The sequence below is a fragment of the Pseudomonas tohonis genome, from assembly GCF_012767755.2.
In the GTDB taxonomy this organism is placed as follows: Bacteria; Pseudomonadota; Gammaproteobacteria; order Pseudomonadales; family Pseudomonadaceae; genus Metapseudomonas; species Metapseudomonas tohonis.
The window spans coordinates 2,619,285-2,641,932 of record NZ_AP023189.1; the positions used below are offsets into that span (position 1 = coordinate 2,619,285).

Genomic DNA, 22,648 nt, shown 5'->3' on the forward strand with positions numbered 1-22,648 from the left:
GCTTTTTCGTTTCAGGCGGGGCGGGCAGGGGCGTCAGTCCCTGAAGAACACCTGCACCAGGTGGTAGCCGAACTGGCTCTTCACCGGGCCGTGGATGGTGCGCACCGGCTTCTTGAAGATCACCTGGTCGATCACCCGCACCATCTGCCCGGGGCGCACCTCGCCCAGGTCGCCGCCGCGCTTGCCGGAAGGGCAGATGGAATGCTTCTTCGCCAGCACGGCGAAGTCCTCGCCCTTGGCCAGGCGCTGCTTGATCTGTTCGGCTTCCGCCTCGGTCTTGACCAGGATGTGGCGGGCAAGGGCCTTGGCCATGGTATTTCCTCGTGGTTTGTGGAGCCGTTCATTGTGCCAGCGCGCGGCGCGCCCATACAGTTCATCGGCTGCGCCTCACCGCGCAGGAAGCCGGGCGAAATTCGCCTACCGTTATTCGAAATGCCCTTTGGACGTTCGCCCCATGGATCTCCCCTCGATGCTCAAGGTTCTGGCCTCCCAGGATGGCTCGGACCTCTACCTGTCCACCGGTGCGCCGCCCTGCGCCAAGTTCAACGGCGTGCTCAAGCCGCTGGGCACCGACCCGCTCAAGCCGGGCGACGTGGCGCGTATCGCCGAATCCATCATGGACCCGGAGCAGCGCGGCGAATTCGACCGCGAGCTGGAGATGAACCTGGCCATCTCCCTGCCCAACATCGGCCGCTTCCGCATCAACATCTTCAAGCAGCGCAACGAGGTCTCCATCGTCGCGCGCAACATCAAGCTGGATATCCCGAAGTTCGAGGACCTCAAGCTCCCCGAGGTGCTGCTCAAGGTGGTGATGGAAAAACGCGGCCTGGTGCTCTTCGTCGGCGGCACCGGCTCGGGCAAGTCCACCTCCCTGGCCGCGCTGATCGACTACCGCAACCGCAACAGCGGCGGGCACATCATCACCATCGAGGACCCGGTGGAGTACGTGCACCGGCACAAGAAATCCATCATCAACCAGCGCGAGGTGGGGGTGGACACCCGCAGCTTCCACGCCGCCCTGAAGAACACCCTGCGCCAGGCGCCGGACGTGATCCTGATCGGCGAGATCCGCGACCGCGAGACCATGGAACACGCCCTGGCCTTCGCCGACACCGGCCACCTGGCCATCTCCACCCTGCACGCCAACAACGCCAACCAAGCGCTGGACCGCATCATCAACTTCTTCCCCGAGGAGCGCCGGCCGCAGCTGCTCAACGACCTGGGCAACAACCTCAAGGCCTTCGTCTCCCAGCGCCTGGTGCGCACCTCCGACGGCAAGCGCCGCGCGGCGGTGGAAGTGCTGCTGGGCACCGCCACCATCAGCGACCTGATCAAGCGTGGCGACTTCAGCTCGATCAAGGAAATCATGGAGAAGTCCAAGGCCCTGGGCATGCAGACCTTCGACCAGGCGCTGTTCGACCTGGTGGTGGAGGGCTCGATCCAGGAAGAGGAAGCGATCAAGAACGCCGACTCGGCCAACAACCTGCGCCTCAAGCTCAAGCTGCACCGTGACGGCCCCGGCACCCGGCCCACCGCCGCACCCACCCCGCCCCCCGCGCCGACGCCCCAGGCCACCCCGACCCAGGACGCCGCCAGCTGGGGCCTGGAGCTCAAGCTCGAAGAACTGCCCGAGGACGAGCCGCCGCCGGAAGACCCGGGCAAGCACTACTGAACCCTTCCGCCAACCCTGAGGGCGGGTGAAACCCGCGAGGCTTGAATGGGCTCATGTCGGGTTGCGCCCGACCTACGGAGCCTGTTGTTCCAGTAGCGGCTGGGCGTCCTTCAGATACCGCGCCTGGATGCGCTTCAGGCTGCCGTCCGCGCGCAGGGCGTCGATGGCCGTACGCAGGTCGTCCACCAGCTGCGGGTCGCAGGCCAGGGAGCAGGCGAGGTAGAGGTCGGTGGCCGCCAGGGGCGGGCTCATGCGCAGGCGCTGGTGCGAGACCCTGGGCCAGATGTAGAGCCCCTCGGGGACGCCGGTGAACCAGGCGTCGATGCGCCCCATCTCCAGCAGCTGCGCGGGTTTGTCGCCCAGCACCAGGGAGCGTATCTGCCCGCCGTCGAAGCCTTCGCGGCGGAGGATCTCGTTCTGCGCGGTGCCCAGGCCGACGCCGATCTGGCGGTAGCGGGCGCGGGCCTCGGCGAAGTCCTTCACCGGCTCGTCGAGGGTGAAGAAGGCCCGTTGCAATTCCATGATCGGTGCGATCCAGGTGTAGGAGGCCTCGCGATCCGGTGTGCGTGACAGTGGGATGACGAGGATGTCGCGGCCCTCCATCGTGCGTTTCTGCGCCCGCGCCCAGGGTGCGACGAGGATCCGCACCTGATAGCCGGCACGCTTGAGCGCCAGCAGGGTGGCGTCGCCGACCATGCCGTGGCTGGCGCCGGCTTCCAGCATCGTCAATGGGGGCGCATCGGGCAGGTACAGGTCGACCTGCTGGAGCCGGGCGCAAGCCTGGGAGGCGCAGCAGAGCAGGGCGGCGAGGCACAGGGTTCTGGCGAGCACGGCAGGGTCCGTTTCAGGGCGACGCCAGGAGTATAGGAGAGGCCGTCGCCGGCCCGGGACGGCTCGCCGGAGGGGTCACTCCACCTTCTCGTAGCCGGCCAGGGCCTGGGTGGCGGCCGCATCGTCCCTGTAGCGCTGGCGCAGCGCATCGAGCTGGGCGTCGATGCCGGTGCACAGCTCCTCCACCGCCTGGGCGAGCTCCTTGGCGCGTTCCGCGTCGTAGGGGTCCTCGCCGAGGAAGTGTTCGCAATTGGCGTAGCGCTCGGCGAAGGAGGCCACGTCCCCGGGTAGGTCGGCTGCGGCCGCGGCGGGTTCGCCTCGCTCCTCGGGCTGGCCGTCGTCCTCGCTGCGCGACGGGCCGGCATCCAGCCGGTTTTCATCCACCCAGCCGGTGAAATCCTCGCCCCTGGAATTGATGTACATGACCTGCATCCAGCCGTTCTCGGCGGCGTAGATGGTCACCCCGTCACCGGGGATGATGAACAGCCCGGGGATGGCGCAGGCCTTGTCCGGCGCGCTGTGGAAGTGCAGCCGGCCCTCGCCCTGCACCGTGCCCCACCAGGGCGGATGGAAGCCGGGGGCGTCGGCGGCCTTGGCGGCCAGGGCCTCGCAGTCGGCGCTGGCGGTCGGCTGGTCTTCCACCCTCTGCACGTCCTGCATCAGCAGCGGGGCGTAGTGGAAGGCGGTCTCGGCTGAGAACAGGTGGCCGGCGAGGGTCACCTGCTGGCCCAGGTGCGGTTCGAGCTTCCTGTAGCCGGCCTCGTCCAGCACCAGTTGCACCAGGCGCACGTCCTGCTCGGCGCCCATGTCGGTCTCGTAGTCATTGCCTTTCACACAGGCGGGCTCGGCCAGTACCAGGTAGAAGCCGGTGCGCGCCTCGTCGCCGTTCTCGATGCTTTCGAAGTTGGGCGGGCCAGGGTGGGTCTGGCGCTCCAGCTTGCCTTCCAGGCGTGCGGTGGCGGGTTCGAACTCCTGGCACGGGGTGGCCAGGGCGAGGGTGGGCAGGCACAGGCCCAGGCAGAGGAGGGCGCGGGGGATGAGATCCATCTCGGGTTCCAGGTACGGATGAGGCCGCCATGGTAGCGCCGCTGCCCCGGCCATTCCCTTGGCCGTTGGTGCAAGCGTGATGGGGTTCGCAGGGCGGGTGAAGCCCGCGGGTGCCATGCAGCCGTCGGGTTGCACCCGACTTACGGCCTCGTCGCCTTCACCGCGCCAGCTCCGGCAGGACCCTGAACAGCTCCAGTGCCTGGGGGTTGGCCAGGGCGTCGGTGTTCTTCACCGGGCGGCCGTGGACGACATTGCGCACCGCCAGCTCGACGATCTTGCCGCTGAGGGTGCGGGGGATATCGGCGACGGCGATGATCTTCGCCGGCACGTGGCGCGGCGTGGTGTTGTCGCGGATCACCTGGCGGATGCGCGCCTGCAAGGCGTCGTCCAGCGCCACGCCCTCGCGCAGGCGCACGAACAGCACCACGCGTACGTCGCCCTGCCAGTCCTGGCCGATGGCGATGGACTCCAGCACCTGTTCGACCTTCTCAACCTGGCGGTAGATCTCGGCCGTGCCGATGCGCACGCCGCCGGGGTTGAGCACGGCATCCGAGCGGCCGTGGATCACCAGGCCACCATGGGCGGTCTCCTCGGCGTAGTCGCCGTGGGCCCAGACGCCGGGGAAGGTCTCGAAGTAGGCCGCGCGGAATTTCTCGCCGTCCGGGTCGTTCCAGAAGCCCACCGGCATGGAAGGGAAGTGCCGGGTGCAGACCAGCTCGCCCTTCTCGCCGTGCACCGGCTGGCCGTGCTCGTCCCACACCTGCACGTCCATGCCCAGGCCCTTGCATTGCAGCTCGCCGCGCCGCACCGGCAGCACCGGGTTGCCGAGGGCGAAGCAGGAGACGATGTCGGTGCCGCCGGAGATGGACGACAGGCACAGCTCGGCCTTGATCTCGCGGTAGACGTAGTCGAAGCCCTCGTGGGCCAGGGGCGAGCCGGTGGAGAGCAGCGTCTTGAGGCGCTCCAGCCGATGGCTCTGGCGCGGCCGTGCGCCGGCCTTCTGCAGCGCCGCGAGGTACTTGGCGCTGGTGCCGAAGATGCTGATGCCCTCGGCGTCGATCAGGTCCATCAGCCGCTCGGGGCCGGGGTGGAACGGCGAGCCGTCGTAGAGCACCAGGGTGGCGCCCAGGGCCAGGCCGGACGCCAGCCAGTTCCACATCATCCAGCCGCAGGTGGTGAAGTAGAACAGCGTGTCGTCGGCCTTCAGGTCGCCATGCAGGGCGTGTTCCTTGAGGTGCTGCAGCAGGGTGCCGCCGACGCCGTGGACGATGCACTTGGGCACCCCGGTGGTGCCGCTGGAATAGAGGATGTACAGCGGCTGCTCGAAGGGCACCGGAACGAACGCGGGTTCGCCGCCGGGGCGGTAGAAGTCGTCCCACAGGCTGACGCGGGCGGCGGTGGCGAAGTCTTCGGCGCGGGCCTCGGGGCGGGCATAGGGCACCACCACCAGTTGGGCGAGGGTGGGCAGGCGCTGGAGGATTTCATTGAGCTTGGCGGTCAGGTCCAGGGCCTTGCCGGCGTAGTGGTAGCCGGCGGCGGCGATCAGCACCTTGGGTTCGATCTGGCCGAAGCGGTCGATCACCCCCTGGGTGCCGAAGTCCGGCGAGCAGGACGACCAGGTGGCGCCGAGGCTGGCGGTGGCGAGCATGCCCACCACCGTCTGCCAGGTGTTGGGCATGAAGGCCGCCACGCGGTCGCCGATGCCCACCCCGGCGGCGGCCAGGCGCTGCTGCAGGCCGGCGACGTGGGCGGCCAGCTCGGCGTGGCTGAGCGGCTCGCGGCGACCGTCCTCGGCCACGGCCACCAGCGCCGGGTGGTCATCGCGGCGGCGCAGCAGGTGCTCGGCGAAGTTCAGGGTGGCCCCGGGGAACCAATGGGCGCTGGGCATTGCCGGGCCTTCCTCCAGCACCGTGCGGGGCGGTGTGTGGAAATTCACGTCGAAGGCGTCCACCAGGGCCTGCCAGAAGGCTTCCCGCTGCTCGACGCTCCAGGCGTGCAGGGCGGCGTAGTCGGGCAGGTCGAGGCCGTGGCGGCGGGCGATCTCGCGGCGGAAGGCGTCCATCCGCGTGGCGGCGATGCGTTCCGCGCTGGGGGTCCACAGGGGCTGGCTCATCGGGCGACTCCTCTTCTTCTACGGCTGGGCCCACTGCGCTGGCGGGCGATGTCCATAGCATGGCACGGGCCGTGGGCGGCCGCGCCGGTACAAGGTTAGGGGTGGTCTCACTCGCCGGGTTCCGCAGGCCCCTGGCGATTCCAGTCGCGCAGGTGCAGCAGCGCGTCGGCCAGGGCCTGAGCGGCGGTGGAAAGCGTGTGCCCGGCGAGCCACAGCAGGCCCACGCGACGCTCGATCTGCGGGTCGCGCAGGGCGATGCAGCGGGCGCCCAGTTCCTCCATCTGCTGGATGCACAGGCTGGGCACCGCGCTCACGCCCAGGCCCTGGGCGACCATGCGCCCGACCGTCACCAACTGGTGGCTCTCCAGGGCCACCGGCAGCCGGCCGTGCCGCGCCGCCACCCGCTCCTCCAGCAGCAGGCGCACGGCGGAGGGACGTTGCAGGGTGATGAAGGGCTCGCCCAGCAGCTCCGCCCAGCTCACTTCCCGGCGCTCGGCCAGCGGGCAATCGCCGGGCACCACGGCGACGAAACGGTCGCTGTAGAAGGGCGTGAAGGCCAGGCCGTCGAGGGACTCCGGCTCGAAGGCGATGCCTAGCTCGACACGGTGGTTGCGCACCATCTCCAGCACCTGTTCGTTGATCACGTCGTGCACCGCGACGTTGACCTTCGGGTGGCGGTCGCGGAAGGCCTTGAGGCCCACCGGCAGCAGGTTGCCGGCGAAGGAGGGCATGGCGGCGATGGCCACCTTGCCCAGTTGCAGGGTGAAGTGCTGGCGCAGCAGCTCCTCGGCGTTGTCCCAGTCCGCCAGCAGGCGCCGGGCGATGGGCAGCAGGGTCTCGCCCTCCGGCGTAAGCGCCACGCTGCGGGTGGTGCGCACCAGCAACTGGCCGCCGAGCGATTCCTCCAGGTTCTTGATCGCCAGGGACAGCGCCGGCTGGGACAGGTGCAGGCGCTCGCAGGCCTGGGCGAAGCTCAGGCTCTGGGCGACGGCGAGGAAGGCACGCAGTTGCTTGACGGTCATTGATTTGTTTTGCCGATCAATAGCGAGGAAAAACAAAATTAACAAATGAGTCGAACGAGGAGAAGCTTGGGCCCACTCGCCGGCCATGCGCCGGGCCAAAGACAATCACAAGAGGCAGCACCATGAGTGGACTCGACAAGCGCGTAGGCAGCTACGAGGAAGCCCTCGAAGGGCTCACCGACGGCATGACCGTCCTCGCCGGGGGCTTCGGCCTGTGCGGCATCCCCGAGAACCTGATCGCCGAGATCCGCTGCCGTGGCGTGCGCGACCTCACCGTGGTCTCCAACAACTGCGGCGTCGATGGCTTCGGCCTCGGCGTGCTGCTGGAAGACCGGCAGATCCGCAAGATGATCGCCTCCTACGTCGGCGAGAACGCCCTGTTCGAGCAGCAGCTGCTCAGCGGCGAACTGGAAGTCGAGCTCACCCCCCAGGGCTCCCTCGCCGAGAAGCTGCGCGCCGGCGGCGCCGGCATCCCCGCCTTCTACACCGCCACCGGCTACGGCACCCCGGTCGCCGAAGGCAAGGAGGCCCGCGAATTCAACGGCCGCCCCTACATCCTCGAGCCGGCCATCACCGGCGACTTCGCCATCGTCAAGGGCTGGAAGGCCGACCGCTACGGCAACGTGATCTACCGCCACACCGCACAGAACTTCAACCCGGTGGTGGCCACCGCCGGCCGCATCACCGTGGTCGAGGTGGAGGAGATCGTCGAGCCCGGCGAGCTGGACCCGAGCCAGATCCACACCCCGGGCATCTACGTCGATCGCATCATTCAGGGCACCTTCGAGAAGCGCATCGAAAAGCGCACCACTCGCTGACCACGACAAGAAGAATCCGAGGAAAACGACATGGCACTGACCCGCGAACAGATGGCCCAGCGCGTGGCCCGCGAACTGAAGGACGGCTACTACGTGAACCTGGGGATCGGCATCCCCACCCTGGTGGCCAACTACGTGCCCGAGGGCATGGAAGTGATGCTGCAATCCGAGAACGGCCTGCTGGGCATGGGCGCCTTCCCCACCGAGGAGGAAGTCGACGCCGACATGATCAACGCCGGCAAGCAGACGGTCACCGCCAGCAAGGGCGCGGCGATCTTCGACTCCGCCGAATCCTTCGCCATGATCCGTGGCGGCCACGTCGACCTCACGGTGCTGGGCGCCTTCGAGGTGGACGTGCAGGGCAACATCGCCTCCTGGATGATCCCCGGCAAGCTGGTCAAGGGCATGGGCGGCGCGATGGACCTGGTGGCCGGCGCCGACAACATCATCGTCACCATGACCCACGCCTCCAAGGACGGCGAGTCCAAGCTGCTCAAGCATTGCAGCCTGCCGCTCACCGGCTGCCGCTGCATCCGCAAGGTGCTCACCGACCTGGCCTACCTGGAGATCGAGGACGGCGCCTTCATCCTCCGCGAGCGCGCCCCGGGCGTCAGCATCGAGGAGATCGTCGCCAAGACCGCCGGCAAGCTGATCGTCCCGGATGACGTGATCGAAATGAGCTTCTGATTGCTCTGCCGCCCCGCGGACGAAACGCCACGCACGCTTCGTCCACGGGGCGGTCTTTTGTTCATCGGCCATGCCCGTGCGGCGTGGCCCCGCAGGAGAACCGAACATGCAAGACGTCGTCATAGTCGCCGCCACCCGCACCGCCGTCGGCAGCTTCCAGGGCTCGCTGGCCAACATCCCCGCCCCTGAGCTGGGCGCCGCGGTGATCCGCCAGCTGCTGGCCCAGACCGGCCTCGACGGCGCCCAGGTGGACGAGGTCATCCTCGGTCAGGTGCTCACCGCAGGTTCCGGCCAGAACCCCGCGCGCCAGGCCGCCATCCTCGCCGGCCTGCCCCACGCCGTGCCGGCCATGACCCTGAACAAGGTCTGCGGCTCCGGCCTCAAGGCCCTGCACCTGGCGACCCAGGCGATTCGCTGCGGCGACGCCGAGGTGATCATCGCCGGCGGCCAGGAAAGCATGAGCCTCGCCCCCTACGTCATGCCCGGCGCCCGCCCCGGCCTGCGCATGGGCCACGCCAAGCTGGTCGACACCATGATCCAGGACGGCCTGTGGGACGCCTTCAACGACTACCACATGGGCATCACCGCCGAGAACCTGGTGGAGAAGTACGGCATCAGCCGTGAAGCCCAGGACGCCTTCGCCGCCGCTTCCCAGCAGAAGGCCTGCGCGGCCATCGAGGGCGGGCGCTTCAAGGATGAGATCACCCCCATCCTGATCCCGCAGAAGAAGGGCGAGCCCGTCGCCTTCGCCACCGACGAGCAGCCCCGCGCCGGCACCACCGCCGAATCCCTGGCCAAGCTCAAGCCGGCGTTCAAGAAGGACGGCAGCGTCACCGCCGGCAACGCCTCCAGCCTCAACGACGGCGCCGCCGCCGTGCTGCTGATGAGCGCCGAAAAAGCCAAGGCCCTGGGCTTGCCGGTGCTGGCGCGCATCGCGGCCTACGCCAACGCCGGCGTCGACCCGGCGATCATGGGCATCGGCCCGGTCTCGGCCACCAGGCGCTGCCTGGAAAAGGCCGGCTGGAACCTCGGCGAGCTGGACCTGATCGAAGCCAACGAAGCCTTCGCCGCCCAGGCCCTGTCCGTGGGCCAGGAGCTGGGCTGGGATGCCGATAAGGTCAACGTCAACGGCGGCGCCATCGCCATCGGCCACCCCATCGGCGCCTCCGGCTGCCGCGTACTGGTGACCCTGCTGCACGAGATGATCAAGCGCGATGCGAAGAAGGGCCTGGCGACCCTGTGCATCGGCGGCGGCCAGGGCGTGGCCCTGGCGATCGAGCGTTAAGCCTCCAGTCGGGCCGAGGAACCCGGCCCGACGCATCACCCGGCCCAGCCTCCCGTGCTGGGCTCCGCTGCGCCCGGTGACGACCTACGGATAAAGGTTGCGCCGGGAATTGCATCACGCACCGCACCGCTCACCGAGCGGCGCAAGACGCATTCCACGCCCTGGGGCGTGGCGTCGTCGTTTCAGGCAAACAGGGGGCAAAGACCCTCGTGCTGGTTCCAACCCTTATCCGGTGCCCGGCCCCGGCCGTGCCATGCCGACAAGAATAAAAGTGAGGTAGACCGATGGTCACGCAACTCGAAGAAAGCCGTTCCGCCCGTTTCGCCATGCGCTGCTCAGCCTGGGCCGAGCGCTGGTTCCCTGACTCCTGGGTATTCGCCGCGCTGGCGGTCCTGATCGTCACCGTCGCCGTGCTGGCCATGGGCGCACCCGCCAGCGCCACGGCCAAGGCCTTCGGTGACGGGTTCTGGAGCCTGATCCCCTTCACCATGCAGATGGCCTTCGTGGTCATCGGCGGCTATGTGGTCGCCAGCTCCGGCCCGGCATCGCGGCTCATCGACCTGCTGGCGCGGGTGCCGAAGAACGGCCGCTCGGCGGTGGCCTGGGTGGCGCTGATCTCCATGCTCGCCTCGCTGCTCAACTGGGGCCTGTCCCTGGTGTTCGGCGGCCTGCTGGTGCGCGCCCTGGCCCGCCGTGAAGACATCAAGATGGACTACCGCGCCGCCGGTGCCGCCGCCTACCTCGGCCTGGGCGCCGTGTGGGCACTGGGGCTGTCGTCCTCCGCCGCGCAGTTGCAGGCCAACCCGGCCAGCCTGCCGCCGTCCATCCTCGCCATCACCGGCGTGATCCCCTTCACCGAGACCATCTTCCTCTGGCAATCGGGCGTGATGCTGCTGGCGCTGATCCTGGTGTCCCTTGCCATCGCCTACATGACCGCGCCCAGCGCGGCCAGCGCCCGTGACGCCAAGGCCTGTGGCGTGGACCCGAGCTTCACCGCGCCGCCTCAGCCCAAGCCGACCCGCCCGGGCGAGTGGCTGGAGCACAGCCCGTTGCTGATCATCATGCTGGTGGTGCTGGCCGGTGGCTGGCTGGCCCAGGAGTTCGCCAGCAAGCCGGCGATCACCGCCATCTCCGGGCTCAACACCTACAACCTGCTGTTCATCATGGCCGGCGCACTGCTGCACTGGCGCCCGCGCAGCTTCCTCGACGCCGTGGCCCGCGCCGTGCCGACCACCACCGGGGTGCTGATCCAGTTCCCGCTGTACGGCTCCATCGCCGCGCTGATGACCACCGTCAACGGCAGCGACGGCCAGACCCTGGCGCACCACATCTCCACCTTCTTCGTGCAGATCGCCTCCCACGACACTTACGCGCTGCTGATGGGCGTGTACTCCGCCGTGCTGGGCTTCTTCATTCCCTCCGGTGGCGGCAAGTGGATCATCGAGGCGCCCTACGTGATGCAGGTGGCCAACGAGCTGCGCTACCACCTGGGCTGGTCGGTGCAGATCTACAACGCCGCCGAGGCGCTGCCGAACCTGATCAACCCCTTCTACATGCTGCCCCTGCTGGGCGTGCTGGGCCTGAAGGCGCGCGACCTGATCGGCTTCTCCTTCGTCCAGCTGCTGGTGCACACCCCACTGGTGCTGGTGCTGCTGTGGGCCCTGGGCACCACCCTGGAATACGTGCCGCCGGTGATGCCGTGATGGGGAAAGGCGAGGTTAGGTAAACAGCGATGGATGTTGGGCGCAGTCAACGCTGCGCCCAATCCGATTCTGCTTCATTGAAGCTCTCGGCGTGTGTCATAAGTTCTATACGCACTATCTCATCCGCCATTTCTATGATGGAGCCTTGATGGCTGGCAAAGATCAAAGTACCACCCTGTGACCTAAGGAAACGAAGCGCTTTTTTTGCAGTGTTTTCATCTAGAGCGGAAGTTGGTTCATCGAGAATAATTATACGTTTCTGACGTAATACTGCTCTGGCAATGCCAATTCGCTGTTGCTCCCCCCCTGAAAGTGAACGGTTTTCTCCACCGACAGCTATGTCTAGGCTATTTGTGCTGACATCGTCGCTCAGGTGAAGGTCTAGTGCGTCAATTACTTCAATCAGCTCGCTGTCATCCACCACCCTGTCCGTGCCGTAAAGCAGGTTTTCACGAACCGTTCCCGAAAAGATGAATGGGGTTTGTTGGACAACGCTTATTTGGTCAATTACCGCATCGGACGAAAGGGTCTTCAGGTCCGCCCCGAAGAGGGCTATGGAACCTGTATAGGTGCGATTTAACCCGATCATACTATTGATTAATGTTGTCTTTCCGCTGCCGGAAGGGCCGCAGATTGCGTAGGTCTTTCCGAGCTGGATGTTGGTGGACAGTGGTTTGATATGCTCGGTTTGATATTTGTCTATCTTGAACAATATAGAGGATTTTTTGCACTGAGTTGTACCGCTTGGAGAGGGGGCGGTGAGCTTGAAATATTTGAGGCCGGCCTCCAGTGCAAGATGATCTCTCTTCAGGCCGACTAAGGAGCTGGCGATTACTGCGAATGGGGCTGTTAGCTGGACGACATAGGAGACCACCATCACAAAGTCGCCGACCGAGAATTGGTTATTAAGTGTAAGGTTGGCCGATGTAAGGGTGAATGCGAGGAGGGTCATACCGATCGCAATGACTTGCAAGCTTAGTAGGAGAGCCATTCGTGAGTTTGCTTTGAAGATAGCCTTTGTATAATTATGAATGACGCTTTTGATTTTTCTTGATTCTCTAGGTTGCGAGGCGTTTATAAGTATTTCGTTGGTTGCATCAATTTTTTCAGACAGGAACTCAGTAAGTTCATTTACTGCATTGAAACAGTCCAGGTGCACGTCTTCTGTTCTTTGTGATACCCATATTGCGATAAGAAATAGCAGGGTGATGGAAACTAAAAATGCGAAGGAGAAGGCTAGGCTCGTTGATTTCCACAAGATGATGAATACAAGAATTAATTCGAAGGCTAATGGTGCTAGAGTCCAGAATAGTGTTTGATTGATTTGTCCAAAACTTGTCATTGATCTGTCAAAATCTGAAAGAATCTCTCCCTTTGTTAGGATTTTATGATTTTCTGGGGTGAGCTTTAAGAAGCATTCGAATAGTGATCTATAAAAAGACGCATCGCAGCGTACCATGACATAAGAGGTTGCTATGCTTTTGAGCCATTCCATTGCATTGCTGACTGTCCAGGCTAGTGCATAGGCAGAGACAACTATATATAAAAGGCTTCTCTCGGTAGAAGAGTTGCTCAGTAAATTTGCTGACTCCCTCAAAAGTAGCGGTACGATAGAGCTGAACGCGGAAATGAATAAAATAATAGCAAGTACTAATGAGAAGTCTCTGAAGAATGCCGGGTATTTTTGTTTAGTTATGTCGAGCGCGTTACGGTAGGAATGAGATAGTTTGGTGCTCATGGTCGGAATAATGATCTCTTGCTAGATAGAGAGGATTTCATGAAGTGATTCAGGGATTTCTTGTTTGTCGCCTATAACCAAACCGCTATCACTTTCCGTCCAGGCATGGGCAAAAAAATCATAAGTTTTTACTCCGATTTTGAGTGTGACAACCTCTCCCTTAATTGCGCAGAGAAGGAAGGTGCATATTGAATGCTGCAAGCATGATGTACTGAAAGGCAAGATTTTAGATGCCTGTTTTATGCTGGAAGATATTTGCTGAAGCTCTTTTAATTCAAGCTTGCATGTGCTGAGGCGATTTCTTTTTATCTTCCTTATAAGGTTCAGGGTTTTGTGTAGGCCAAATGTCTTTGTTGTGATGAAGGAGAGGGTTAGTGCGAGGGAGGCTTTTATGATTGAGAAAGCTGAAACTTTGGTTAAATTTGCTTTGAAGGATTGAGACCACTCGTGATTATTTAATCCAAGCTTTCTAGGAGAGCCTATATTAATGTGGGCAGTTCCTCTCTCAAGGGTTAGTATTTTACATTGTACGAGCTCTTGAAGTTCGGGTGGGTATGTGTCAAGCCTCGATTGCACAGCATGGATAACTGCTTGGGTGTCCGAGTGGCTAAGCAGCCAGTACTTGTCTCCTGGTTCGTCGAGAATTACCATTTCGTCGTTGATTACGACATGGTGCACATATTTAGAAAATTGCATTGCTTGTTAGTCGCTTCAATTTATTAAAGGAATACGATATTAATAGCTCAAGGTTTAGTATTTTCATCATTTCATAGTTGAGCCCTTCCGCTCCTTGCGCAGAAATGTTATAGGCGCTCTTGAATTTAGATAAATCAATTAATTTCTCTTTCGTGCAATAGCCATTTTCTATAATGGCTAAGAGCCTTTCTCGCTGAAGGCTAAGGGCTTTTTGAAAGGAACCGGTTACAGAGCCCTTGTTATCTCTAGTGAAAAGGCCATTCCCAAACGCTTTTGCTGCGGACTTCCTGAAGGCAATCCTGCTAAGACTTGAATTGAATGCTTCAGATATCTCAAATGCTAAGGCGCATTCAATCATTGGCGAGTGGAGAAATGGGTAGAGTATTTTTTCTTCTGGCCTAGATGGTGTTATGCAGATTTCCTCGAGCGCTTCTTGGATTATCTCCGCTCTTAGACGGTTTGTGGTTTTCGTTAAATCAGGGAGCTGGCGTTGCTTGCGATATTTCTTGATAAGAATGTTATTTTTGTGCGGCTCAGGACCTAAAAGAATTCGTTTTATTACTCTTGAGTAGCTGGTTGCGTTAAGGTCGCAGTATTCATTAAGTTTTTTGAAGAAATTATTGCCAATACAGTTACGCAATAACCTGGGGTCTGGATGCTCCAGGAAAGCATGATCGCCTCCATGCCCATCTAGAACTATAGGCGCACGACCTCCGAAGTGCTCAGTGGCGTGCCTATCTAAGATTTCTAGAATGCCGGAAAAAGCTAGAGCCGGAGACGGATAAGCTGGCAGGTTCATCGTTGAGGGGATTGTAAATAATCTGCTCTCATCAATTGGAACCAGAAGGTGCTCAATTTGTAGAATTCTCGCAATCCTACTCGACTCTGAAACGTCGGAGTTATAGCCTTCAGCTTCAGAGTACCACGTCGTTGCTACTATATTTCTGGGGTCGGCTATAGCTTTGCAGGCCGCTAAAATCGCCGTTGATTCTATACCCCCAGAAAATCTAACCGAAATATTTTGACCGCGAGTTTGCTTGCTTATTACTTCGGTAAGGGTTTCGGCTGGATCGCATCGAACTGCCTTTGGGATGTCTATAGATATTCTTATTGAAAGGTCGGCTCTGATTTTTCCAGACGTACCCGGTGTAATGGTATAAATATTTTCCCAGATTGAATCTCCAAGCTGTTTGGTATTGTTTAAGTATCGGAGGATGGCTGGTCTGGAAAGCCTTGATTTTTCAGTGAGTATGTTAATTATTTGATTTGAAATTACTATGCGGTTTTTTGTGATTTCTATGTGAAGTATGATGTGATTATCGATAGGGTTGGTTATCGTTATATGTTCATTGCAAATGGCGATTTTTACGGTTTTTGCTAACTTGTTTTTAGTTATCTTCCAACTTTTGAAAGAGTTTTCGCTTTCCCTTGTTATTAGTTTGATCGCCTCAAATATCATTGATCGGTATCCATTCCGTTTTTTAAAGGAAGACCCTCATGAAGAGGGTCTTCTTGGCTGCGTTAGTTCCATTTTCCTCGATAGATCCAGAATTTCCCCTCCATAATTGCACCGCCTCCGCGCCCCTTGGTAGAGGTGCTTGCTTTGATTGTTACGAAGGAATTGGTTTTCAAAGGCCTGATTTTTTTGAACATTAGAATTCACTCCTTTAACTGCATCACTGTGATGCCACTTGATGCTCTTTTAAAAGGATATGAATTTCAGCGGGTGGCGGCTTATGAAGACTGGCGAAAGGTAGTGGTGTTGCTTGCGAATTTTCTTAGGGTTGTGATTGGAGATGGAAAAATACTTGGCGTGTAGACTTTTTATAACAGTAGTTTTTTGAATGGTCTTACGGGTGGGGTCCTGAATTCGTACGCAGCGGTCTGATCGTTATATTGGGAGTTTTCAGGAGGGAAGCGATAGGCGTTAAAAGGACCGCTGTTTTCGATCACGTCAGGCCCGGTTTCTTATTGCCAAAAAGCGGCGAATAAAATTTCGCGAAGGAGCGGGGATAACAGATGGATTTATTTGGCCTTGGTTAGCCGATAGGGAGCGGAATCTATGCGAACGCTTGAACTGCAAATTCAGGAGCGGGTAGGTGGCGGACTGGCTCCGCCTTCCTGGTTGCAGAGATCGTTGCCTGTGGGGTGGATGAGACCCCAGCGTTAATTTTTGAAAATGGCAAGTAGACCGGAACTATCTGCTCCGCTTGGCCAGCAGCGCGCGGGCGACGCGGGAGCCGTTTTCCTTGCCGAGCACGGCGCAGATGCGTTGGCCGGCGTCCACCAGGCGGTCCATGTCGATGCCGGTTTCGATGCCCATGCCGTTCATGAGGTAGAGCAGGTCTTCCGTGGCGACGTTGCCGGTGGCGCCCTTTGCGTAGGGGCAGCCGCCGAGGCCGGCGACGGAGCTGTCGAACACGGCGATGCCTTCCAGCAGGCCGGCGTGGACGTTGGCCACGGCTTGGCCGTAGGTGTCGTGGAAGTGCCCGGCGAGACGCTCGCGCGGCACCCTGGCGCCCACCACTTCGAACAGCTGGCGAGTGGCGCCGGCGGTACCGGTGCCGATGGTGTCGCCGAGGGAGACTTCATAGCAGCCCATGGCGTCCAGCTGGGCGGCGATGGCGGCCACCTGTCCGGCGGGCACCTCGCCCTCGTAGGGGCAGCCCAGCACGCAGGAGATGTAGCCGCGCACGCGGATGCCGTTGGCCCGCGCCGCGTCCATCAGCGGCACGAAGCGCTCCAGGCTCTCGGCGATGGAGCAATTGATGTTCTTCTGCGAGAAGGCTTCGGAGGCGGCGGCGAACACCGCCACTTCCTTCACCCCGGCTTCCAGGGCGGCCTCGAAGCCCTTCATGTTCGGTGCCAGGGCGGCGTAGGTGACGCCCGGGCGGTAGGTGATGCCGGCGAACACCTCGGCGCTGCCGGCCATCTGCGGCACCCACTTGGGCGAGACGAAGCTGCCCACCTCGATGTAGCCGAGGCCGGCGGCGGAGAGGTCGTCCACCAGGCGCACCTTGTCGGCCACGCTGATGGGTTGCTTCTCGTTCTGCAGGCCATCGCGGGGGCCGACTTCGACCAGGCGGACCTTCTTGGGAATCGTCATCGCGTCATCTCTCTCATTCATCGGCGGTGCCGAGCCGGGTTCATCGCAATTCTTCTCCGTAGGCTGGGCCGGGCCAGGTTGGTGGATGTAAAGAGCGACATCCACCCTACGGGGCGTCGCCCTCTCAGGCCTCTTCCAGCTCCACCAACGCGGTGCCTTCGGCGACCAGTTCGCCTTCGCTGCAGTACAGCGCCTTGACGGTGCCGGCGTGCGGCGCGCGGATGCTGTGCTCCATCTTCATCGCTTCCAGCACCACCAGGGCGGTGCCCGCTTCGACGGCCTGACCGGCTTCCACCAGGATGCGCACGATACTGCCGTTCATGGGCGCCGTCAGCCCTCCGTGGTGGGCGTGCCCGGCCTGGGCCTCGGCCACCGGGTCGACCTGTTCCACGCGTTGCAGCTCGCCGTCCCACTCCAGGTAGAGGGTGTTGCCCCGGCGGATCGCCAGGCGCTGGCGGGTGATGCCGTCCTGTTCCTGCCACAGGCGTTCGCCTTCGAGGCGGATCGGGCTCGGCGCGGTGCCGCGCAGGCGCACCACCTGGCGTTCCTCGCCACAGGCCAGGTGCAGGTCCACCTCGCTGGGCAGCCCGGGGCGCCAGCCATCGTTGCGGCTCCAGGGTGAATGCGGGTCGTCCTCGCGCAGGCGGGCGGCGCTGCCCTGGCGGAAGGCTTCGGCGGCGACCTGCCAGAAGGCTTCGGGCCGCGCGGCAGGGGCGGGCAGCAGTTGCTCCTGGTGGCGGGCGATGAAGCCGGTGTCCAGTTCGGCGGCGGCGAAGGCGGGGTGGGCCAGCACGCGGCGGAGGAAGGCCAGGTTGGTGGCGAAGCCGCCCACGGCGGTTTCGTCGAGCATGGCCAGCAGGCGCTGGCGGGCTTCCTCGCGGGTCTCGCCCCAGGCGATCAGCTTGGCCAGCATCGGGTCATAGAAGGGCGACACCTCATCGCCCTCGGCGACGCCGCTGTCCACCCGGCGGCCGGGGCCGGCGGCGGGTTCGCGGTACAGCGCGAGGCGGCCGCTGGCGGGGAGGAAGTCCTGCTGCGGGTCTTCCGCGTAGAGGCGCACTTCGATGGCGTGGCCGTTCAGCGGCACCTGCTCCTGGGTGATGGGCAGCGCCTCGCCCCGGGCGACGCGGATCTGCCAGGCCACCAGGTCCAGGCCGGTGATGGCCTCGGTGACCGGATGCTCCACCTGCAGGCGGGTGTTCATCTCCATGAAGAAGAAGTCGCCACGCTCGTCGAGGAGGAATTCCACGGTGCCGGCACCGACGTAGCCGATGGCCTGGGCGGCGCGCACGGCGGCTTCGCCCATGGCGCGGCGCAGCTCCGGCGACAGGCCGGGGGCGGGGGCTTCCTCGACCACCTTCTGGTGGCGGCGCTGGATCGAGCAATCACGCTCGTTGAGGTACAGGCAGTGGCCGTGGCGGTCGGCGAACACCTGGATCTCCACATGGCGCGGCTTGAGGACGTACTTCTCCACCAGCATCCGCGCGTCGCCGAAGGCCGACTGGGCTTCACGCTGGGCCGAGGCCAGGGCTTCGCCCAGCTCGGCTTCGCGCTCGACCACCTTCATGCCCTTGCCGCCACCTCCGGCGGCGGCCTTGAGCAGCACCGGGTAGCCGATGCGCTCGGCGGCGGTGCGGAAGGTTTCCAGGTCCTGGGCCTCGCCGTGGTAGCCGGGCACCAGGGGCACGCCGGCGTCTTCCATCAGCGCCTTGGCGGCGGACTTGCTGCCCATGGCGTCGATGGCGCTGGCCGGCGGGCCGAGGAACACCAGGCCGGCAGCCTCGATGGCACGGGCGAAGGCGGCGTTCTCGGAGAGGAAGCCGTAGCCGGGGTGGATGGCCTGGGCACCGCTGGCCTGGGCGGCGGCGATGATGCGCTCGGCCAGCAGGTAGCTTTCCGAGGGCTTGGCGCCCCCCAGGTTCACCGCCATGTCCGCCTCGCGCACGTGGCGGGCGTGGCGATCGATTTCACTGTGCACGGCCACGGTGGTCAGGCCCAGGGCCTTGGCGGTGCGCATCACCCGGCAGGCGATTTCGCCACGGTTGGCGATCAGCAAGGTTGTAATCATTGTTCTGCTCCTTTGGCGAGCTGGGGGCTAGTGCTGGCTGCGATTGCTTCCAGCTTCTGGCTTCCGGCTTCTAGCTGTTCGTTTGCCACCCCGGCTTGCGCTTCTCCAGGAAGGCCGTGAGCCCTTCCTGCCCCTCGGGGCTGACGCGAATGCGGGCGATGGCGTTCTCGGTGTAGCGGCGCAGGTTGGGGCTGAGGGCACCGCTGCCGACTTCGCGCATCAGCTCCTTGCTCACACGCATGGCCTGGGGGCTGTTCAGCAGCAGGTTGGCGGTCCAGTCCTGCACCGCCTGTTCCAGTTCCTCCGCCGGGTAGCACTCGGCGAGCAGGCCCAGTTCGCGGGCGCGCTCGCCGCTGAAGCGTTCGGCGGTGAGGGCGTAGCGGCGCGCGGCGCGCTCGCCGATGGCCTGGACCACGAAGGGGCTGATCACCGCCGGGGCCAGGCCGATGCGCACCTCGGACAGGGAGAACTGCGCGTCGCTGGCGCCGATGGCCATGTCGCAGCAGCTGATCAGGCCCAGTGCGCCGCCGAAGGCCGCGCCCTGCACCACGGCGAGGGTCGGCACCTTGAGCTGGTAGAGGTTGTACATCAGCTCGGCCAGCTCGCGGGAGTCGTCCAGGTTGGCGTTGTAGTCGAGGCGCGCGGACTCCTGCATCCAGGCGAGATCCGCGCCGGCGGAGAAGTGCCGGCCCCGGCCGCGCAGCATCAGGAAGCGCACGTTGGCGGCGCTCTTGACGGTTTCGATGGCGAGGATCAGCTCACGGATCATGCCGGCGTTGAACGCGTTGTTCTTCTCCGGGCGGTTGAGCCAGAGGGTGGCGACGCCGTTGTCGGCGAACTCCAGTTGCAGGGTGTCGAAGTCGGTCATGGGGTTCCCCAGCTGCACGTTTCAAGCGGCAAGCTGCAAGTGCGAGCCGCGCCCCCTGGGGCTTGCGGCTTGCAGCTTGCGGCTGGTTTTTTCACATCCTGAACACGCCGAAGGTGGTCGGCTCGATCGGCGCGTTGAGCGCGCTGGAGATCGCCATGGCGAGCACCTCGCGGGTCTGCGCCGGGTCGATCACGCCGTCGTCCCAGAGCCGCGCGCTGGAGTAGTAGGGGTGCCCCTGGCGCTCGTACTGGTCGAGGATCGGCTGCTTGAGGCGGGCCTCTTCCTCGGCGCTGAACACCTGCCCGGCGCGTTCGCTCTGCTCGCGCTTGACCTGGGCCAGCACCCCGGCGGCCTGCTCGGCGCCCATCACGCCGATGCGCGCGTTGGGCCACATCCACAGGAAGCGCGGGTCGTAGGCGCGGCCGCACATGCCGTAGTTACCGGCGCCGAAGCTGCCGCCGATGATCACGGTGAACTTCGGCACCCTGGCGCAGGCCACGGCGGTGACCAGCTTGGCGCCGTGCTTGGCGATGCCGCCGGCCTCGTACTTCTGGCCGACCATGAAGCCTGTGATGTTCTGCAAGAACAGCAGCGGGATGCCGCGCTGGCAGGCCAGTTCGATGAAGTGCGCGCCTTTCTGCGCGGCCTCGGCGAAGAGGATGCCGTTGTTGGCGAGGATGGCGATCGGGTAGCCGTTGAGGTGGGCGAAGCCGCACACCAGGGTGGTGCCGAACAGGGCCTTGAATTCATCGAACTCGGAGCCGTCCACCAGGCGTGCGATCACCTCGCGCACATCGAAGGGCTGCTTGGCGTCCGCCGGGATCACCCCGTACAGCTCCTCCGCCGCGTAGCGCGGTGGCACCGGCTGGCGGTGGTTGAGCTGGCCGAGCTTGCGCCAGTTGAGGTTGGCGATGCTGCGGCGCGCGAGCGCCAGGGCGTGGGCGTCGTCCTCGGCGTAGTGGTCGGCCACGCCCGAGGTCTTGCAGTGCACGTCGGCGCCGCCCAGGTCCTCGGCGCTCACCACCTCGCCGGTGGCGGCCTTCACCAGCGGCGGGCCGGCGAGGAAGATGGTGGCCTGGTTGCGCACCATGATGGTCTCGTCGCTCATCGCCGGCACGTAGGCGCCACCGGCGGTGCAGGAGCCCATGACCACGGCGATCTGCGGGATGCCCAGGGCGCTCATGTTGGCCTGGTTGAAGAAGATGCGGCCGAAGTGCTCGCGGTCGGGGAAGACCTCGTCCTGGCGCGGCAGGTTGGCGCCGCCGGAGTCCACCAGGTAGATGCACGGCAGGCGGTTTTCCCGGGCGATGGCCTGGGCGCGCAGGTGTTTCTTCACCGTCAGCGGGTAGTAGGAGCCGCCTTTCACCGTGGCGTCGTTGGCCACGATCATGCATTCGACGCCTTCCACGCGGCCGATGCCGGCCACCACGCCGGCGGCGGGCACGTCCTCGCCATACACCTCGTGGGCGGCCAGCTGGCCGATCTCGAGGAAGGGCGAGCCGGGGTCGAGCAGGCGGTTGATGCGCTCGCGCGGCAGCAGCTTGCCTCGCGAAGTGTGGCGTTCCTGGGCCTTGGCGCCGCCGCCTTCATGGACGCGCGCCAGCAGCTCGCGCAGCGCGCCGACCTGCTCGCCCATCGCCGCGGCGTTGGCGGCGAAGTCGGGGGAGCGCGGATTCAGTTGGGTAGTGAGAATGGTCATTCGAGGCTCCGCGAGCTTGAAGCCGGAAGCTGGAGGCTGGAAGTGAGCAGTGCGTGCGTCCAGCTTCCAGCTTTGGGCTTCCGGCTAATGTGCTTACTTGGTTTCGTTGAACAGCTCGCGCCCGATCAGCATGCGGCGGATCTCGCTGGTGCCGGCGCCGATCTCGTAGAGCTTGGCGTCGCGCAGCAGGCGGCCGGCGGGGAATTCGTTGATGTAGCCGTTGCCGCCAAGGATCTGGATCGCGTCCAGGGCCATCTGCGTCGCGCGCTCGGCGGTGTAGAGGATCACCCCGGCGGCGTCCTTGCGGGTGGTCTCGCTGCGGTCGCAGGCCTGGGCCACGGCATAGAGGTAGGCGCGGCTGGCGTTGAGCTGGGTGTACATGTCGGCGACCTTGCCCTGGATCAGCTGGAACTCGCCGATGCTCTGGCCGAACTGCTTGCGGTCGTGGATGTAGGGCACCACCACGTCCATGCACGCCTGCATGATCCCAGTGGGGCCGCCTGAGAGCACCACGCGCTCGTAGTCGAGCCCGCTCATCAGCACCTTCACGCCGCCATTGAGCACGCCGAGGATGTTTTCCTCCGGCACCTCGACGTCATCGAAGAACAGCTCGCAGGTGTTGGAGCCGCGCATGCCGAGCTTGTCGAACTTGTTGCTGCGGGAGAACCCCTTCCAGTCGCGCTCGACGATGAAGGCGGTGATGCCGTGGGGGCCCTTGTCCAGGTCGGTCTTGGCGTAGATCACGTAAGTGTTGGCGTCGGGGCCGTTGGTGATCCAGGTCTTGCTGCCGTTGAGCACGAAGCGGTCGCCCTTGCGGTCGGCGCGCAGCTTCATGGAGACCACATCGGAGCCGGCGTTGGGCTCGCTCATGGCCAGGGCGCCGACGTGCTCGCCGCTGATCAGCTTGGGCAGGTACTTGTGCTTCTGCTCGGCGGTGCCGTTGCGGTTGATCTGGTTGACGCACAGGTTGGAGTGGGCGCCGTAGGAGAGGGCGACCGAGGCGGAACCGCGGCTGATCTCCTCCATGGCCACCACGTGGGCCAGGTAGCCCAGGCCCGCGCCGCCGAACTCCTCGGGCACGGTGATGCCGAGCAGGCCCATCTCGCCGAACTTCTTCCACATGTCCATGGGGAAGGCGTTCTCGCTGTCCACCTGGGCCGCGCGGGGCGCCAGTTCGGCGGCGACGAAGTGCTGCACCTGCTCGCGCAGCATGTCGATGGTGTCGCCGAGGGCGAAGTTCAGGCTCGGGTAAGTCATGGTTCCACCTGTGCTTGTGATTGTCGGGAAACGGGTTG

At 63.5% G+C, this 22,648-nt stretch carries 18 protein-coding genes; 5 read left to right on the forward strand and 13 right to left on the reverse strand.

Features of this window, described 5'->3' with window-relative positions:
* Positions 1-33: 33 nt before the first annotated feature.
* Positions 34-312, reverse strand: coding sequence for a peptidylprolyl isomerase (locus HSX14_RS12090; protein WP_044409048.1), 279 nt, complete (start codon positions 310-312; stop codon positions 34-36).
* 157 nt (positions 313-469) lie between these two features.
* On the opposite strand from HSX14_RS12090, the gene HSX14_RS12095 reads away from it, so the two are divergent.
* Positions 470-1,672 (forward strand): PilT/PilU family type 4a pilus ATPase, encoded by a 1,203-nt coding sequence (locus tag HSX14_RS12095; protein WP_373874793.1) that lies wholly within the window; start codon positions 470-472, stop codon positions 1,670-1,672.
* A 72-nt stretch (positions 1,673-1,744) separates the two neighbouring features.
* Here the strand turns inward: HSX14_RS12095 and HSX14_RS12100 are convergent, their stop codons facing one another.
* From HSX14_RS12100 to HSX14_RS12115, 4 genes are all read right to left on the reverse strand, one after another.
* Entirely contained in the window at positions 1,745-2,503 is a 759-nt protein-coding gene (locus HSX14_RS12100; protein ID WP_228723578.1) for a substrate-binding periplasmic protein, read from the reverse strand.
* Positions 2,504-2,578: 75 nt separating this feature from the next.
* Positions 2,579-3,550 (reverse strand): DUF4431 domain-containing protein, encoded by a 972-nt coding sequence (locus HSX14_RS12105; protein ID WP_173180319.1) that lies wholly within the window; start codon positions 3,548-3,550, stop codon positions 2,579-2,581.
* A 157-nt stretch (positions 3,551-3,707) separates the two neighbouring features.
* Positions 3,708-5,663, reverse strand: a complete 1,956-nt coding sequence (locus HSX14_RS12110) for an acetoacetate--CoA ligase (protein ID WP_173180320.1) — start codon at positions 5,661-5,663, stop codon at positions 3,708-3,710.
* Between the two features lie 107 nt (positions 5,664-5,770).
* On the reverse strand, positions 5,771-6,685 hold the full coding sequence (locus HSX14_RS12115; RefSeq protein WP_173180321.1) for a LysR family transcriptional regulator: 915 nt from the start codon (positions 6,683-6,685) through the stop codon (positions 5,771-5,773).
* A 122-nt stretch (positions 6,686-6,807) separates the two neighbouring features.
* Between HSX14_RS12115 and HSX14_RS12120 the strand changes: the two genes are divergently transcribed.
* The 4 genes from HSX14_RS12120 (at position 6,808) to HSX14_RS12135 (ending at position 11,178) form a co-directional block, all read left to right on the forward strand.
* Positions 6,808-7,503, forward strand: a complete 696-nt coding sequence (locus HSX14_RS12120) for a CoA transferase subunit A (protein WP_173180322.1) — start codon at positions 6,808-6,810, stop codon at positions 7,501-7,503.
* Positions 7,504-7,533: 30 nt separating this feature from the next.
* Positions 7,534-8,190 carry a CoA transferase subunit B gene (locus HSX14_RS12125; RefSeq protein WP_173180323.1) on the forward strand — a complete coding sequence of 219 codons (657 nt, stop codon included), beginning with the start codon at positions 7,534-7,536 and terminating at the stop codon, positions 8,188-8,190.
* 106 nt (positions 8,191-8,296) lie between these two features.
* Entirely contained in the window at positions 8,297-9,475 is a 1,179-nt protein-coding gene (locus HSX14_RS12130) for an acetyl-CoA C-acetyltransferase (RefSeq protein WP_175384252.1), read from the forward strand.
* Positions 9,476-9,759: 284 nt separating this feature from the next.
* A complete protein-coding gene (locus HSX14_RS12135; RefSeq protein ID WP_173180067.1) occupies positions 9,760-11,178 on the forward strand; it encodes a short-chain fatty acid transporter in 1,419 nt (472 codons plus the stop codon).
* Positions 11,179-11,224: 46 nt separating this feature from the next.
* Here HSX14_RS12135 and HSX14_RS12140 read toward each other — a convergent pair whose 3' ends face one another.
* The 8 genes from HSX14_RS12140 to HSX14_RS12175 form a co-directional block, all read right to left on the reverse strand.
* Positions 11,225-12,916, reverse strand: a complete 1,692-nt coding sequence (locus HSX14_RS12140; RefSeq protein ID WP_173180065.1) for an ATP-binding cassette domain-containing protein — start codon at positions 12,914-12,916, stop codon at positions 11,225-11,227.
* A 21-nt stretch (positions 12,917-12,937) separates the two neighbouring features.
* Positions 12,938-13,567: a lasso peptide biosynthesis B2 protein gene (locus HSX14_RS12145; protein ID WP_173180063.1), complete on the reverse strand. Its 630-nt coding sequence runs from the start codon at positions 13,565-13,567 to the stop codon at positions 12,938-12,940.
* A 31-nt stretch (positions 13,568-13,598) separates the two neighbouring features.
* Positions 13,599-15,071: an asparagine synthase-related protein gene (locus HSX14_RS12150; protein ID WP_173180061.1), complete on the reverse strand. Its 1,473-nt coding sequence runs from the start codon at positions 15,069-15,071 to the stop codon at positions 13,599-13,601.
* 738 nt (positions 15,072-15,809) lie between these two features.
* A complete protein-coding gene (locus HSX14_RS12155; protein WP_173180059.1) occupies positions 15,810-16,718 on the reverse strand; it encodes a hydroxymethylglutaryl-CoA lyase in 909 nt (302 codons plus the stop codon).
* A 124-nt stretch (positions 16,719-16,842) separates the two neighbouring features.
* Positions 16,843-18,786 (reverse strand): acetyl-CoA carboxylase biotin carboxylase subunit, encoded by a 1,944-nt coding sequence (locus HSX14_RS12160; protein ID WP_173180057.1) that lies wholly within the window; start codon positions 18,784-18,786, stop codon positions 16,843-16,845.
* Positions 18,787-18,856: 70 nt separating this feature from the next.
* A complete protein-coding gene (locus tag HSX14_RS12165; protein ID WP_173180055.1) occupies positions 18,857-19,654 on the reverse strand; it encodes a gamma-carboxygeranoyl-CoA hydratase in 798 nt (265 codons plus the stop codon).
* A gap of 91 nt (positions 19,655-19,745) precedes the next feature.
* Positions 19,746-21,353, reverse strand: a complete 1,608-nt coding sequence (locus tag HSX14_RS12170; protein ID WP_173180053.1) for a carboxyl transferase domain-containing protein — start codon at positions 21,351-21,353, stop codon at positions 19,746-19,748.
* Between the two features lie 93 nt (positions 21,354-21,446).
* A complete protein-coding gene (locus tag HSX14_RS12175) occupies positions 21,447-22,610 on the reverse strand; it encodes an isovaleryl-CoA dehydrogenase (protein WP_173180051.1) in 1,164 nt (387 codons plus the stop codon).
* Positions 22,611-22,648: the final 38 nt, after the last annotated feature.

What these genes read in the sequence shown, in the direction of transcription:
- HSX14_RS12090 (WP_044409048.1), bottom strand. Translation starts at nt 312, where the DNA reads ATGGCCAAGGCCCTTGCCCGCCACATCCTGGTCAAGACCGAGGCGGAA.
- HSX14_RS12095 (WP_373874793.1), top strand. Translation starts at nt 470, where the DNA reads ATGCTCAAGGTTCTGGCCTCCCAGGATGGCTCGGACCTCTACCTGTCC.
- HSX14_RS12105 (WP_173180319.1), bottom strand. Translation starts at nt 3,550, where the DNA reads ATGGATCTCATCCCCCGCGCCCTCCTCTGCCTGGGCCTGTGCCTGCCC.
- HSX14_RS12110 (WP_173180320.1), bottom strand. Translation starts at nt 5,663, where the DNA reads ATGAGCCAGCCCCTGTGGACCCCCAGCGCGGAACGCATCGCCGCCACG.
- HSX14_RS12115 (WP_173180321.1), bottom strand. Translation starts at nt 6,685, where the DNA reads ATGACCGTCAAGCAACTGCGTGCCTTCCTCGCCGTCGCCCAGAGCCTG.
- HSX14_RS12120 (WP_173180322.1), top strand. Translation starts at nt 6,808, where the DNA reads ATGAGTGGACTCGACAAGCGCGTAGGCAGCTACGAGGAAGCCCTCGAA.
- HSX14_RS12125 (WP_173180323.1), top strand. Translation starts at nt 7,534, where the DNA reads ATGGCACTGACCCGCGAACAGATGGCCCAGCGCGTGGCCCGCGAACTG.
- HSX14_RS12130 (WP_175384252.1), top strand. Translation starts at nt 8,297, where the DNA reads ATGCAAGACGTCGTCATAGTCGCCGCCACCCGCACCGCCGTCGGCAGC.
- HSX14_RS12135 (WP_173180067.1), top strand. Translation starts at nt 9,760, where the DNA reads ATGGTCACGCAACTCGAAGAAAGCCGTTCCGCCCGTTTCGCCATGCGC.
- HSX14_RS12140 (WP_173180065.1), bottom strand. Translation starts at nt 12,916, where the DNA reads ATGAGCACCAAACTATCTCATTCCTACCGTAACGCGCTCGACATAACT.
- HSX14_RS12145 (WP_173180063.1), bottom strand. Translation starts at nt 13,567, where the DNA reads ATGGTAATTCTCGACGAACCAGGAGACAAGTACTGGCTGCTTAGCCAC.
- HSX14_RS12150 (WP_173180061.1), bottom strand. Translation starts at nt 15,071, where the DNA reads ATGATATTTGAGGCGATCAAACTAATAACAAGGGAAAGCGAAAACTCT.
- HSX14_RS12155 (WP_173180059.1), bottom strand. Translation starts at nt 16,718, where the DNA reads ATGACGATTCCCAAGAAGGTCCGCCTGGTCGAAGTCGGCCCCCGCGAT.
- HSX14_RS12160 (WP_173180057.1), bottom strand. Translation starts at nt 18,786, where the DNA reads ATGATTACAACCTTGCTGATCGCCAACCGTGGCGAAATCGCCTGCCGG.
- HSX14_RS12165 (WP_173180055.1), bottom strand. Translation starts at nt 19,654, where the DNA reads ATGACCGACTTCGACACCCTGCAACTGGAGTTCGCCGACAACGGCGTC.
- HSX14_RS12170 (WP_173180053.1), bottom strand. Translation starts at nt 21,353, where the DNA reads ATGACCATTCTCACTACCCAACTGAATCCGCGCTCCCCCGACTTCGCC.
- HSX14_RS12175 (WP_173180051.1), bottom strand. Translation starts at nt 22,610, where the DNA reads ATGACTTACCCGAGCCTGAACTTCGCCCTCGGCGACACCATCGACATG.